This window comes from Listeria ivanovii subsp. londoniensis, from assembly GCF_000763495.1.
Lineage (GTDB): Bacteria > Bacillota > Bacilli > Lactobacillales > Listeriaceae > Listeria > Listeria londoniensis.
The window spans coordinates 723067-737330 of sequence record NZ_CP009576.1; the positions used below are offsets into that span (position 1 = coordinate 723067).

At 36.6% G+C, this 14264-nt stretch carries 9 protein-coding genes; all 9 read left to right on the forward strand.

Going from position 1 to position 14264, the window contains the following annotated elements; genetic code table 11:
- The first annotated feature begins 48 nt into the window (after window positions 1-48).
- From JL53_RS03475 to JL53_RS03515, 9 genes are read left to right on the forward strand one after another with little or no spacing between them, the layout of a single operon-like run.
- Complete coding sequence (locus tag JL53_RS03475) at window positions 49-5940, forward strand: hypothetical protein (RefSeq protein WP_038406777.1); 5892 nt, start codon at window positions 49-51, stop codon at window positions 5938-5940.
- The gene (locus JL53_RS03480) at window positions 5937-8285 is read left to right on the forward strand and encodes a hypothetical protein (protein ID WP_038406778.1); all 2349 of its coding nucleotides are present in this window, start codon (window positions 5937-5939) and stop codon (window positions 8283-8285) included. Before JL53_RS03475 ends, JL53_RS03480 begins: the two co-directional genes overlap by 4 nt.
- Window positions 8286-8342: 57 nt before the next feature.
- Window positions 8343-8585 (forward strand): ATP synthase subunit C-like protein, encoded by a 243-nt coding sequence (locus tag JL53_RS03485; protein WP_012985011.1) that lies wholly within the window; start codon window positions 8343-8345, stop codon window positions 8583-8585.
- Between the two features lie 11 nt (window positions 8586-8596).
- Complete coding sequence (locus tag JL53_RS03490) at window positions 8597-9628, forward strand: F0F1 ATP synthase subunit delta (protein WP_003718545.1); 1032 nt, start codon at window positions 8597-8599, stop codon at window positions 9626-9628.
- Entirely contained in the window at window positions 9625-11121 is a 1497-nt protein-coding gene (locus JL53_RS03495; protein ID WP_038406780.1) for a F0F1 ATP synthase subunit alpha, read from the forward strand. The genes JL53_RS03490 and JL53_RS03495 overlap by 4 nt, the downstream gene beginning before the upstream one ends.
- A complete protein-coding gene (locus tag JL53_RS03500; RefSeq protein WP_003718548.1) occupies window positions 11118-11987 on the forward strand; it encodes a F0F1 ATP synthase subunit gamma in 870 nt (289 codons plus the stop codon). Before JL53_RS03495 ends, JL53_RS03500 begins: the two co-directional genes overlap by 4 nt.
- Complete coding sequence (gene atpD / locus JL53_RS03505) at window positions 11988-13358, forward strand: F0F1 ATP synthase subunit beta (protein WP_038406781.1); 1371 nt, start codon at window positions 11988-11990, stop codon at window positions 13356-13358.
- A 12-nt stretch (window positions 13359-13370) separates the two neighbouring features.
- Entirely contained in the window at window positions 13371-13703 is a 333-nt protein-coding gene (locus JL53_RS03510; RefSeq protein ID WP_003718550.1) for an ATP synthase delta/epsilon chain, read from the forward strand.
- Window positions 13684-14244, forward strand: coding sequence for a hypothetical protein (locus JL53_RS03515; RefSeq protein ID WP_003718551.1), 561 nt, complete (start codon window positions 13684-13686; stop codon window positions 14242-14244). Before JL53_RS03510 ends, JL53_RS03515 begins: the two co-directional genes overlap by 20 nt.
- Window positions 14245-14264 lie beyond the last annotated feature (20 nt).

Consider the following 14264-nt stretch of genomic DNA (forward strand, 5'->3'; position numbering starts at 1 on the left):
TTACTTTTTTTGCCCAAATTATAACCACAAAGAAGGTGGAGGTAGAACTTGAAGAAAAATATTTTAGTCATAAGCATTGTTGCACTACTTGCTATCAGCGCAATTGGTTCAGCCTTTTTTCTGATGAGAGACGATGCTTATGCCATTGAAATGGCGGGTTATACGTATAGCCCTGATGGAGGAAATGTTAACTTTTCTAAAGATGCTGAGTACAATGATACTTGGATTAATAATGAAAAGACAATTAGCGATGGAAAAGAAATGAAACCTATTAATCTCGCTAGGACTTTGTTTTTGAAAGATGGTCGAATCCAATTCCTTGGCAAGAGTGTGGCAGTCAAAAGCGCATCCGATTTAATTGAATTACAATCAAAAACTTCTGTAACAGAAAACAAAGGTGTTTATAATGCGAAAAGTGATGATGATAAAACTATAGCACAACTTCCAAAAGGAACAGTTGTTAAGCTTGCTGAAGGTAGATACATCATTTTAGATAATTCTTATTTGAAAAATAAAAAGGGACTTAATAAAAAGTTACCAAAAAATGTCATCGTTTCTATTGACGAAAATAAAAAAGTTCAGCTAATGGGAGATAAGACGCTGGAGGAAATAGCTAGTGATGACGCATATATAGAAATGGAAAATAACCATTATCATTTTGAATTAACAAAAGAAATGCTCGTTAGTCAAACGAAAAATGAACAAGATATAGATATACGTTCAATTAAGGTAGAAATTGATGATAATGCAGATGCACGAAAATTAAAAACAACAAAAGAAACAGAAAAAGCAACAACAGATGATTCTAAAGAAGAGAAGAAAAACAGCGACACATCTGATACTCCATCTAATGCAAAAAATAACCAAGAGCAAGCTGCAAGTGATAGCGAAGGCTCAAGTACCAAAAATGCTAGTGGTGGGGCAAGTGGAAATAGTTCAGAAACAAACGGAAATGATTCTGGTTCAAACGGAAATGATTCTAGTACCAATAATAATGACTCTGGCTCAAATACTAAGCCAAGTGAATCAGGTGGCAATCAAGGCGATGTCGATAAAGCCAATGAAGTCATCAAAAAACTGAATGAAACAGATGGTATGAATAGTTTCCAAGTACCAATTGTGGATGTTAGTTTATCTATTAAAGGTCAAACAGCCACAGCGGAATTGAATCTTACCGACTCATCGAAAAGACTGGAGTCACTCGAAGCAATTCTTTATGACAGCAATAACAATGTTGTGAAGAAAGAAAAATTATCATCAACTAAAACAAACCAGAATTTCACATTTGATAATTTGAAATATGGTGAAAGCTACCAAATTGTCGTACAAGGAACTTACAAATCAGCAAGTGATAAAACGCAAGAAACCATTTTCTTCCGCCAAACAGTGGAAGCAAAACCGGTTGTATTAAAACCGGAAGTAACTGAACGCGGCGAAGATTATCTGAAAGCTAAAATAACTGCGACAGAACTTTATGGTCAAATCGATGAACTTGTATTAAGAATCAAAGAAAACAATAGCAATGTAACGACTTCTAAAACAGTCACAGTTGATGCAGCGGCATTAACCAAAAATGGCCAAATAGAAGTGACGTTTGATTCATTAAGTAGTAGTAAGGAATATATTATTGAAATGGACAAACTAGTTGTGGATGGCAAAGATGTTACCGACGAAAGCTGGTATTTCATTTCCACCACGTTAAAAGCAAAACCAACGATTGAAGGTTTAAATCTTTCCTATAGTACGGATAAGGGTGAATTTGTTGTCGCTCCAGTAAAACTTGCAGATAAAGATAATGCGATTACTAGTATCCGTTACGTTGCTTATTTGGAAGATGATTACAAAGCAAATGGTGAAAAAGCGAAAGAATATGCTTATTCTGTTGTAGATGCTAGTCAGAAAAATACAGCAGTCAAAGTTGGACGAACCGTTGATATGAGCGACGGTAATTATGTATTTGTTGCTTATATTTCAGGTAACAATGGTCAGTCAGATTTCACTTTTGCCTCGCCGGTTTCGAATAGTGTCATTGTTGGTAAAAAGACAAAACCAACTGTTCAGTTTTCCTTAAAAGAAGCAGAGCAAGATAAATTATCCATCAACTATGAAGTTTTTGATGCAGATAATACGCTTCTTTATGATAATTTGACACACCCGACACTTAAATTATATAAATCTGATGCACAAGGAATGTATAGTGGTGCCCCTGTTGCTACTGTGGATCTTTTGAGTAAGTCGGATATTACCAATTTACTAGAATTTGACGGACTAGAAAGCGAAACCTACTATATCGCTGTAATGACTGCTTCTTACAATTTAGATGATGGAGCGGGAATAATGGTGGACCAACTCATCGGACAATCAACTGTTTTCCGGACAACAGAAGTTTCCAAAGTTAATGCAACATTTACGCTAGACTCTGTAGAAACGACCAAAGCACAAGTCAATGTGAAACTTTCTGATGCAGCAGTTAAGCTAAATGAGGCTAAGTTAAATATTTATGAAAATAAAACGAATACACTTGTGAAATCCATTCCTCTTCAAGGTGATTTTGATGACCTGATGAACGTTAATGGTAAAAGCTATAACTTTGAAGGCTTAGATATTAATAAAGAATATATCGTAAAAGTAGAAGAAGGTTATGATAGCGGTATGAATAAAGTACCAGTTATTGGCCAGTTTGTCTTTAAAACAAAAAAAGAAGCACCAGTAACAGATAAAGTATTATTCGATTATCAAGCAGATCAAATGAAAGTAGGTGGATTAGCAGGTATCGAGGCGACAGATACACCAATGGTTGATAAATACAATGCGACAAGCTCCATCATTTATAGTATCTACAAATCAGATGACCTAAATACGCCTCTTGTAGAACAAGAAGTTTCCACAGCTGCTGATTTTGGTAAATATGCTTACTTTGATTTGACGAACAAACTACTTGGTCGTGGTTATGACTACACGATTAAAGCGGATGTTGTTTGGAATGATAACTACGAAGATCATCATATTGAGATTAGTTCTGAAACAATTCCAATCAAAAAAGAAAAACCTACTGTAGAATATGAAATTTTAAGTCGCTCAAGTAGCGAAGTCAAAATGAATGTTTATGTGAAAGACGGAGAAGATGCGATTGTACCAGGAACTTTAGAAGTCGCAAGCTCGACAGGTGGTACTAAGTCACTTCAAAGTGGAAAAAACACTGTCACTTTACCGCTTTCAAATATTGGAGCAACAACTCTTACAACAACAGGTGATTATGTTATTTCAAGTGGAAGTTCGGCAATAACCGATACGTTCATGACGAAACAGCTAAGTGCATTAAATACAACTGCTCCACAAGTTGGTGCTAGTCTTGAGATGGATGCAACGGGTCGTTCGCTAGTCATCACACCACAGTCGGATGGAACGGCAAACAGCACAGTGATGCAAACTAGTTACGAGTTGAAAGATGCATCTAGTTCGAAACCAGATTATGCAGTATCAAAATCTGGAAGTAAGCAATTTGATGCGCAAACGATTGAGTTGCCATTTGGTAATATTTGGTTTGGTAATACGTATCAATTAACGCTCAATATGAAAATGAATTATATGGAAAACAAAATGGACAACCAAAATCTAATGGACAATTATTATCTGTCAATTGGAAATGGCGGGTCATTTGTTAGTTCCTCTAATGGTGTTATTTCAACAACGAATAGTATCAATAGTGCAGATGTATTTGCAGTAACCAAAGGTGGAACCGATGAAAATGGTAATATCTCTGGTGTCACATTTAAGAATATTTGGACGGATAAATATCTTGCTTATCGTAATGGTATTTTGATTAGTAATAGCGAAACGGCTGATACTTTCAAACTAATCCGCCAAAAAGATGGTAGCTATGTCCCTCAACTAAGTGGACGTTATGTGGACTTTGCTATAGGTCTGGTCAACGATGAAGTTGCTGGGTCGAAAATAGATTTATATTCTACTCAAGAAAAAGCAGAACAAGTTGCATCTTCACTTACTACAAAAGAACTTGCTATACCGGACATTTCAGCAGAAAACATCGGAATTTATGACAAACGAGTTAAGCTAGATGTTATCGGTGAAGACAAAGATGCAACAACTGTGAAGAAAGATAATAAAAACGAGCTATATCTAAATGTGTATGAAGAGGATGGTACCACACTTGCTGGTTCAGTCCGAGTAGATGGACTACCAACGCGTGACATTTCTGTGACTGGCCTTTCACCAGACACCACTTATATCGTCAAAGTAGAAGGGAAATATGATTTATTAGACGGAACTGGTGAAAAAGATAAAGTTTATTATACCGAAACAATTAAAACGGAGAAAAGCTTGCCAAGCATGACATCAACTGCTTATACGTGGAGTCCAGCATATGGTAACCGAACAATTAAAGGAACGGTTAACTTTGTGGATGAAAGTAATGTTTTAACAAATATTGAATATCGGATGTATGATGCGGCTACTATTACTTCTAGTTTGTCCGATTTAGCAGCACTTGAGCAAGAGCTAGGAACGAAAACACCAGTAGCAACATTCAATGATTTAACAAAGACACCTGAATTTGGATTATATAAAGGATCAGGTGGACAAAATTATATTTCTGGTAAAACGTATGTGATTGCAGCCTATATGCAAACAAATCTAGCAAAAGCACCTAGTTTCCTGAGTGATGCAAAAGCGATTTATATTTCACCACCAAGTAATGTCTCAGCACCAATTACACTGGAAAATGTTTCCACTAGAGAAGCAACATTGAAATTCTCTTATAACGATCCACAAAGCTTTTTAGTAGGTGGACCGAATAAACAATTCCAATATGTGTTAAGAAATACAACAACCAACGCAGAAGTGAAAAAAGGTAGTTTTACAGGTGGAAATACAGCAAGCTGGATAAATACCTTTAGCGATTTAGAACCAGGAACGGGCTATACGCTATCAATTAGTACGAGCTACGATAATCTTGATGGTGGTGGAAGTAGACCATGGAATACGAACTTCAACTTCACTACCGATGATGAATACGTCACTTCTAATTCGTTAACTATTCAATTAGATTCAGCAACTAAAAACGTTAAATTACAAGCGAAAGAAGTGAAACCAGGATCAGCAACCATTCAGAATATCAAAATGGAATTCTATGAGTTGATTGATTATGGAGGTAATAATGAGCATACAGAGCTAGTACAAACTAAAAATGTTACGTTACCAAGTTCGTATCCTGCGACAGTTTCAGAAGGATTTAGTGTTGCTGGTAAAAAGAAAGATCAAAGTTTCTTAGGGAAAATGATTATCACTTATAAAACACCAACGAATGAAATTAAAACGTATGAAAAAACATCTAATTTTATTACTTTACAAGAAGATGTTTCATCGTTACTAAAAGCATTTAAGCGTGTTCGGGCTACTAGTGATACGCTAAATGTTGAACTCGCAACTACGAAAGAAGACACTAGCGCTGAAGGAAACTACACTTACGAATTAAAAGATGAAACTGGCAAAGTGATTGATACAGAAAAAGTTGCTGCAAAAGACGCTTCTGACGCGGTTTCACTATCCATGGAACCAACGAGCAACTATACGTTAACTGTTTTTGATCAAGAGAAGCAACCAATTGCGATTTATCAAGGTAATAATGAAGCGAATAACCTAAAAGCCAATATTTCGAAAGACAGCTTTATGTTAATGAGCAACAACACAGCCGATGCTAACACGAAAATGACCATTACAGTTGAACCGAAAGAATTGTCCGCATGGCAAACTGTTCAATCTTGGTTTGGCAAAGACTTTACAGAAACATACAATATCCAAAAAGAAGATTTAGATACTGGAGTCAAAATTAATGCAGATTATAAAGACTCTGAAGTAACTGTAAAAGAAACAGAATCAGGGAAAACATTTGGACTTATTGAACTGGAGGCAAGTAAATGAAACCTACATGGAAAATAGGCATAATCGTTGCAGTTGTTCCGCTAATAATTATTGCTGTCGTCTTATGGGGTTCCTTTAAGGAGGCAAGATATAATCTTGTCTCCCTCCCTGATAATGGTGTGGTTTTAAATAACGAACAGGAAACATTGCAATTTCAGAAAGGAAATACCCTTTATCGTAGTTGGAATGATGATCAATTAATTGCCAAAAATGATAAAGAGGACACCCGAAACGAAATTATGGAAAGCACCATTCTCTATCTGGATAAAGATTCGCTCATGTTCACAAAAAGCGTGCCAGTAATTGATATAGATGGTGTAAGTAGCAAGCTTAAAGGTCGAGAAATATATGAACCAAGCAATTTAACATATCAATATAAAAATTCGATAATTGCGGAGAATAGTGTTGTTAAACTAGCAAATCGACAATACTTTTTAAATGCAAATGCGACCCTTTATCTTGGTGGTGAAAAAATTAAAGAAGTCTCGAAACCACTTCTTCTGATTGATAAAACAGGTAGTGTGACTGTTTATGAAAACAAAAAGAAAAGTCGTTATTTGGGCCATATGACCTTAAAAGTCAATGATAAGACAGTGTTAGATGCTAGTAACGAAACCTATACAATCGACAAACGCAAAATTGATCTGGCTAGTTTTGGTGGAACAGATAATGAAAAAACAGTGGTAAAAGAAGAAAAAGCAAAAGAAACTGCTAAAAAAATAGCTGCAAAAGATAAAGAATCAGAGGGCGCTAATAACAAGTCAACCGAAACGGCTAGCAGTGATTTAAATGCTACTAAAAAATATGGCAGCACCTTAAAAGCTGGAAACGGATCTAGTAATAATGACAGTAATGAAACAAGTAACTCGAATGAGAATGCCAACAATGACTCTAGTGGAAGTTCAACTGGAGGTTCTAAAGGTAATTCAAATGGCAATACGAACGGTGGCAGTAATGGTAATGGTGGTAATTTGGATGAAATTGACAATTATGATGAAGTTCTGAAAAAAATTGATGAGCTCAATAAGAAGTTAGAACGAAACATCCCAACACTACGAATCGGTTATATTGCTCCAGGAGTTACTAGTGCCAAAGTTAGCTACACTTATGCTGATCCAAATAACACTTTAATCGGTGTGACAAAAATTAGTGCAGTAGATGAAAGTACTGGTAAAACAATAAATACACAATATGTTTCCGCTGTGGATACAGAAGCGACATTAACTGACCTTTCACCGAGCGGGAAATATCATCTTGAATTCACTTATCAATACGATTTAGGAACAGACAAAGGTATTCAAGAAGTTAAAATGCAAAGTGATTCTTTCACGACACAAACGGTTTCGGCTATTTATCAAATGCAAAGTGTGACTAGCACAACGATGAAAGTTAATGTAGCATTAGATGCCCAAATCGATGGTGTTAAACGTACGAGAATCAAAGTAACAAAAGTTGATGGCGATTCATTTTATATGGATATTAGTACAAACCTTGTAAGTGGTGGTGGCGGGGAGCTCCTTAATGTTACAGGACTGAATCCAAGCACTGCTTACCAGTTCCAAACAGTAATCGAAATGAAAAATGGTGAAACAATCGAACTAAACAGCTCAGAAAAATATTACACCATGCAAGCAACTGTTTTGAAAAGCATACGAGCAAGTCAAACTTCGGATAAACTGCTCCAAGTTCAATATGATTGGAGTTCAGCTGATTACACGCTTCAGAATGCAAAAGTGGAACTAACAGATGAAGTAGACAATAGCGAAGTGGATTATCAAATTGTCAATCAAGAAAAAGGAAGCATTCGGATGGTTCCAGTTATCACGGACGATTCAGCCAATTTAGAAGCCAAACTAATTCTTGAAACGACAAACAACGAAACGAAAGAAAGCAAGACATTTGAGTATCCCGTGAAAAAAGAAGTTACTTATGACAAAGATGCTAAATTCACGATTTCTTTAACACCGTTTCAAACAGAAAAAGCTAGTGAAACAGAAGCAAAAGCAAACTCAGAGCAAGAAGCTATTGGTGAAGAGGGAACTGTTAAAAACACTAACATGTCAAGCAAAATTGAAGAAGTCCTTGCTCCTCAAAACGCAACATATGATATGGCATTTTCAATGAATCGTTCAGCTGGTGAAACTTACCAACTAGACTTTGAAAGAAGCACGGATGGAAGCGATGGCTCTTGGACAGTTTGGAATCAACAACAAGCAAGTACAGATGAGACTGGACTGGTAAACTTTACTCAAACAATGTCCAAATTAGCGAAAGAAAATTTTAAATATCGCGTGGCTGTTTATGATAAAAACGGTATGCTACAGCTTTATGTATATCAAGATTAACAGATGAGATACGCATTTATCGTATCGCAATTCTCATAAGAAGGTAGGAATTTAATAATGGATTTAGTAGTTGCATGTAGCGTAATTGGCGCAGCGCTCGCAGTAGGACTAGCGACACTTGGCGCTGCAATTGGACAAGGGATTGCGGTTAGTAGAGCAACAGAAATTATCGGAAAAAACCCAAATGCTAAAAAAGAAGTTATGGGAGGTCTCTTTTTGGGACTCCTAATGATTGTCGCGTTGATGCTTTTTGCACTAGCGATTGCAGTCATCTTGCTTTGGGTTAATCCGTTTATATGATGGGTGTACACATGGAAAAAATAATTGAAACAATCATTCTTTATGGTATTTTTGCAGTGGGCTTTTTATATCTGCTTCATTTCGCCTTGAAAAAACTAGAAAATATACTAACCAGTTTCTTCTATGAACTTAGCCAAGATCAGTCGCTTGAAAAGGAAAGTCTTTTACGGCGGCTGAAGCGACAAAAGGTAGCGACAACACGCGAAGAACAAAAAAACAGGCAGCTGGCTAATGAAGCAGAACAAAAAGAAGTGATTTTTTTAGAAGAAATCGATCAATTAATTGCGGAGAATAAACAGTATGAACAGCAACTTCATGTTTGGCAAAATGAAAAGCCAAAGCAAATTGTAGAAGTTCCAAGTATTGCAACGACTCCTCATGCACCGCGGAAATCACTTAGCAGCTATGTAGAGGAAATTCTTCAACAGGTTTTTATTGAATCGGAGGAAGATGAAGCTGGATTATTCAGTGAGTCTATTCGGGAATTTGATGCACTAATACGTGCGGAAAAAATACGTTGTGCACTTCCTTATAAAGTGATTTTGCAGTTATTCGAAATGTATTCAGCAGAGCAATTGCATATGTTTATGGAGTCATTTAAAAAATACAATGAGCGGTCAAGCAGACTGGCTGTTAAACAAATCTATCAAAGCAGTTATTTATCACCAGAACAAAAATTGAAAGTAATGCGTGAGGACGGTACGTTAGATGAATTAGATGCGGAATTTGTACAGTTTCTATTTTATATGCTGACACACTTTTCTTACCGTCAATCGCGTTCGCTTTATCGAAATTATTTAGGTGTTTACAATATTCACTTTTACACAGGACTTATTCGTGTAATAGTTGCTAGCAAAGAATCAGCGAACCATTTTGAAAAACTTTGGCAGCCAAATCATGATAATTATAAAATCGAGTACTATGTTAAAAAAGAATTAATTGGTGGAGTAATTCTAGAATATGGAATGAAATCCATTGATATGAGCTACCAAGAATTAATTAAGCGCTCAACAGAAAAAATCGAAGCGGAAGTGAAAATTTGAAAACAATTCATTTTGATATGAAAAAATACGAAACCCCTGTGGACTTAGATTATTTAAAAGAGCATGGCCGCGTTGAAAAAATTTCCGATGGTGTTATTTTTTCTTCTGGCTTGGAGAATGCAGCGCTTCATCAGGCTGTATTAATTGACGAAAAGCATCGTGGCATTATTCTTGAACTGAATGAAGAATTCGTTGGGATTGGCCTGATAGATGAAACAAATGATATTTTAGAAGGTATGAATGTTTCTGTTGCTGAGAGTTTTATGGAAGTAGCTCTTTTTGAAGATATGGCTGGTCGTATTATTGATACAACTGGAAAAATGCTTTATGACGAAATGGATGAACAGCCAACGAGTAGTTATCCACTTTTTTGTGTAACTCCGGCAATTATGACGATTGATAGTGTTACTCGTCCATTAAATACTGGACTTGCATCTATTGATTCGATTACACCAATTGGTCGTGGCCAACGTCAATTGATACTTGGAAATCGACAAACAGGAAAAACACAAATTGCAGTAGATACAATTATCAATCAGCATGATCAAAATGTTCATTGTATTTATGTAGCAATTGGACTAAAAGCAGCTTACATTGCCGAAGTCATTGAAACACTAAAACGCCACGGGGCAATGGATTATTCAACCGTTGTTGCAACAGCCGCTAGTGATTCGCTTACATCTCAGTATTTAACACCATATGCTGGAATGGCTGTAGCAGAATCTTTGCGTGATCAAGGGAAAGATGTACTGATTATTTTTGATGATTTAACAAAACATGCAGATGCTTATCGGGCAATCAGTTTACTATTTAATCGCCCACCAGGTCGAGAAGCTTATCCGGGAGACAGTTTTTACATCCACTCTAGTTTGCTTGAGCGAGCGGTCCAAATGAATGAAGAGCATGGTGGGGGTTCTATCACAGCACTTCCAATGATTGAAACATTATCCGATGATGTAACAGCGTATATCCCTACCAATGTTATCTCCATTACAGACGGTCAACTGTTTTTAAAATCTGATTTATTCAACCGTGGCCAAAAACCGGCAGTAGATGTTGGGGTATCTGTTTCGAGGATTGGTGGAGATGCACAACACCCAATTATTCGAAAACTTAGCAAAAACCTAACATTGATTCTTTCGCAGTATGAGGAATTAAAAGAATTACTTGACTTCGGGAACGCACTGGATGATGGGAGTATGAAAATGGTTACGGATGGTCGGATTTTGACAGAACTTTTCAAACAAAATATTTTAAATCCATTATCAGTAGCAGATTTAGCAGCTATTTTATACGCTTTTCAACATGGATTCTTAACGGAAATCCCACCTGCTAAAATACAAACATTTAAGGGATTACTGTTAGAAAAAGCACATAAAAATGAAGCATTCGAACAATTTTCAAGTCAGATTAGTGAAATTAGTGATTTGAATGAGTCGCATACTAAAATGCTAGAAGAAATTATTCTGGAAGCGGGGAGGCCTTTTAGTTGAGTAGCACAAATGAGGCTCAAAAAAAAATCAAAGCACTAAACTCCACGCGCAAAATTGTCCATGTGACAGAATTGGCGACACTTGGAAAACTACCCCAACTTCGAGAAAAATCCGAAGCTGCTGTTAGCTATTACGAAACTATTCTAAAAAGTCTACGTTGGGTGAGGAAAACGATGCATAATGGAAATAATCAAGCAGTTGTGGAAAAGAATATCACTGCTATTGCGGTTACTTCTGAACGTGGACTTTGCGGCGCTTATAATAGTGAAGTATTTTCGCAAATTGACAGACTTATTGAATCGCTTGGTGATCAAGTGAAGATTAACTGGGTGGTTATCGGTGAACAAGGGCATCGTTATTTAACTAAGCTTGGTCAGAGCATCACTGCTTACTTGCAAGTATCGCTTGAGAATATTGATTTAGAAACAACTACAGCGATTACTGCTGATTTTATCGACCAAATTAATGCCCAAGAGATTGATGCACTATATGTCGTTTTTACCAAATATTTTAATGCTGTTCATTCAGAAGCGATGTGTGAAAAAATTTATCCTGATATTCCTGAAGAAGAAGGTATGCAGCCAATTGAGGTTGATTATGTTCTTGACTATGAGGAGGATGATGAGCAGGTCGAGCAACTATTACTCGAAAACTATTTATGTGGATTGCTTTATAGTATGTTCCGCTACTCGGTTGCCAGCGAATATTGTATGCGTCGAATCGCGATGAAGCAAGCGAAGGATAATATCCAAAAACAGCTTGAAGAAGCAATTTTTGATGCTAGAAAAAAAGCCCTGCAACAAAAAACAAGCGAACTTTTAGACATCATCAGTGGTGCACAGACAATCAGGAAGGAAGAAGAATAGATGAAAAAAAACACGGGGACCATTATTAGTATTAGTGGTTTTGTTTTAAAAATAGAATTTAATGAAAGTGATTTACCAGAAATTGGTTATGCACTAGAATATAAAACACACCAAGGGACATATCTAGCAGAAGTCGTTCAGCACACTGGAATCAATACTGTATCTGCTATTGCAATCGGTGAAGTTAGTGGGCTTTCAAGAGGGACAATTGTTGTTAATTTAGGACACCCAATTGAAGTTCCTGTTGGTGAAAAAGTATTAGGTCGTATGCTGAATGTTTATGGAAAAGCAATTGATGGGAAACCTGAACCAGATACAGAAGTTAAATGGCCCATTTTCCGTGACCAGCCGAAACTCTCCGAACTGGATACAAATAAAGAAATTTTATATACAGGAATTAAAGTAATTGATTTAATCTGCCCAATTTTAAAAGGTGGTAAAACTGGACTTTTTGGTGGTGCGGGTGTTGGTAAATCTGTCCTCATGCAAGAACTAATTAATAATATCAGTATGTTAGGTGGAAATGCTGTATTTACCGGTGTTGGGGAACGTGTTCGCGAAGGAATTGGGTTATATAAAGAACTAGAAGAAAGCGGTGTATTACCACAAACAACCGTTGTACTTGGTCAAATGAACGAGTCACCGGGTGTTCGGATGCGTGTTGCTTTAACTGGTTTAACCATTGCTGAATATTTACGGGATGAAGAGAAGAAAGATGTACTACTTTTCATTGATAATGTTTTCCGCTTTATCCAAGCTGGTTCGGAGGTTTCTTCATTACAAGGTAAAATTCCGATTACAGGAGGCTATCAATCAACACTTTCCAAAGAAGTTGGAGACTTTCAAGATCGCATCGCATCTACTAAAGATGGCTCTATTACTTCGATTCAATGTGTATTCTTACCAGCAGATGATATTGATGATCCTTCTGCCGTTGCAACATTTAGTCATTTGGATTCGACAATCGTATTGGAACGTTCGATTGCCGCCCTTGGTATTTTCCCTGCTGTTAATCCGCTTCAATCTTCTTCACGCGCACTTAACCCGAATTTTGTAGGGGAACGTCATTATAATTTAGCTGTACAAGTGAAGTTTATTTTACAACGCTATATGGAACTACAAGAAATCATCAATGTGCTAGGAATTGCCGAATTAAGTGATGATGATAAGAACCTTGTAAATCGGGCGAGGAAAATTCGTAATTTCCTTTCTCAACCATTCTATGTTTCTGAAAAATTCACTGGGTCAGAAGGTATCTTCGTTGACATTGAAGATTTGCTCGTTAGTATTGAACGCATTTTGAATGGCGATTATGATGAACGCTCAGAGCGGGACTTCTTGTTTATCGGATCCTACAAAGACTTGAAATAGGAGGAGAAGAAAATGAAACTTAAAATCGTCTCGCCTATGGGGCAATTTTTTGAAGGTGAAGTAGAGGGCTTTGTCATCAATACAAAAGAAGGACAACAAACCGTATTAGAGGAACATATTGATTTCTTAAGCTTCTTTGATTACAGTGAAATTATCATTTTAGATAGTATTGCTTCTGAGCCGATTTTTGTTGCTCTAGGTTATTTACACCTTGTTCAAAATGAAGCAAATATTATGGCTCAGTTCGCTTCAACAGATTCTAAACAAGCGGAGCGGATTTTCGAAAGACTAAGCAAAAGAAAACCAACAGAGAGTAGGGGAAAGAATGGCGAGCGGATTTTTTGATACACTATTGCTAATTTGTGGACTAATGCTTGCTTTTTTTCTAGTTCTGCTAGTGATTCTTGCTGTTCTTCGTCACTATTTAGCAAAAGATGGAGAAGTATTAGAGAAAATGAAACGCTATCAGCTATGGCATGACCATTATCAACTAGATGCAGAAGTAACAGCTTTTCTCGTTGTAATCAGCGCAACACTTCTAGTATGTCTATTCACGGTACAAATACCTGCGATTCCATTTTTATTTACGGTGATTATCTATTGGAGTAGCTGGCTTTTCCTTCCAATCATGCTCTGGAAAAAAATGCGAGCACCGCAAAAAATATCCAAAGAAATAATGCAGATCATTGGTGTCCTTTTGATTACAGGACTATACTTTATAGGCTATTTTGCGATTAGAGCTTTATATAGTTTATTCACAAATCTAGCAGAACTTTCTTTAGGTACTCAATTTGGAGTAAGAATATATTTAGTCGTATTTAGTCTTCTAGTGGCTGGATTTGTACTGTTTTTATGGCAACGTATTTATGTGAAATTATTGAAATGATGAAAAGTACCTGTGAGGTG

Coding starts and splice junctions, on each gene's coding strand:
- JL53_RS03510 (WP_003718550.1), top strand. CDS start 13,371: ATGAAACTTAAAATCGTCTCGCCTATGGGGCAATTTTTTGAAGGTGAA.
- JL53_RS03490 (WP_003718545.1), top strand. CDS start 8,597: ATGGAAAAAATAATTGAAACAATCATTCTTTATGGTATTTTTGCAGTG.
- JL53_RS03480 (WP_038406778.1), top strand. CDS start 5,937: ATGAAACCTACATGGAAAATAGGCATAATCGTTGCAGTTGTTCCGCTA.
- atpD (WP_038406781.1), top strand. CDS start 11,988: ATGAAAAAAAACACGGGGACCATTATTAGTATTAGTGGTTTTGTTTTA.
- JL53_RS03485 (WP_012985011.1), top strand. CDS start 8,343: ATGGATTTAGTAGTTGCATGTAGCGTAATTGGCGCAGCGCTCGCAGTA.
- JL53_RS03515 (WP_003718551.1), top strand. CDS start 13,684: ATGGCGAGCGGATTTTTTGATACACTATTGCTAATTTGTGGACTAATG.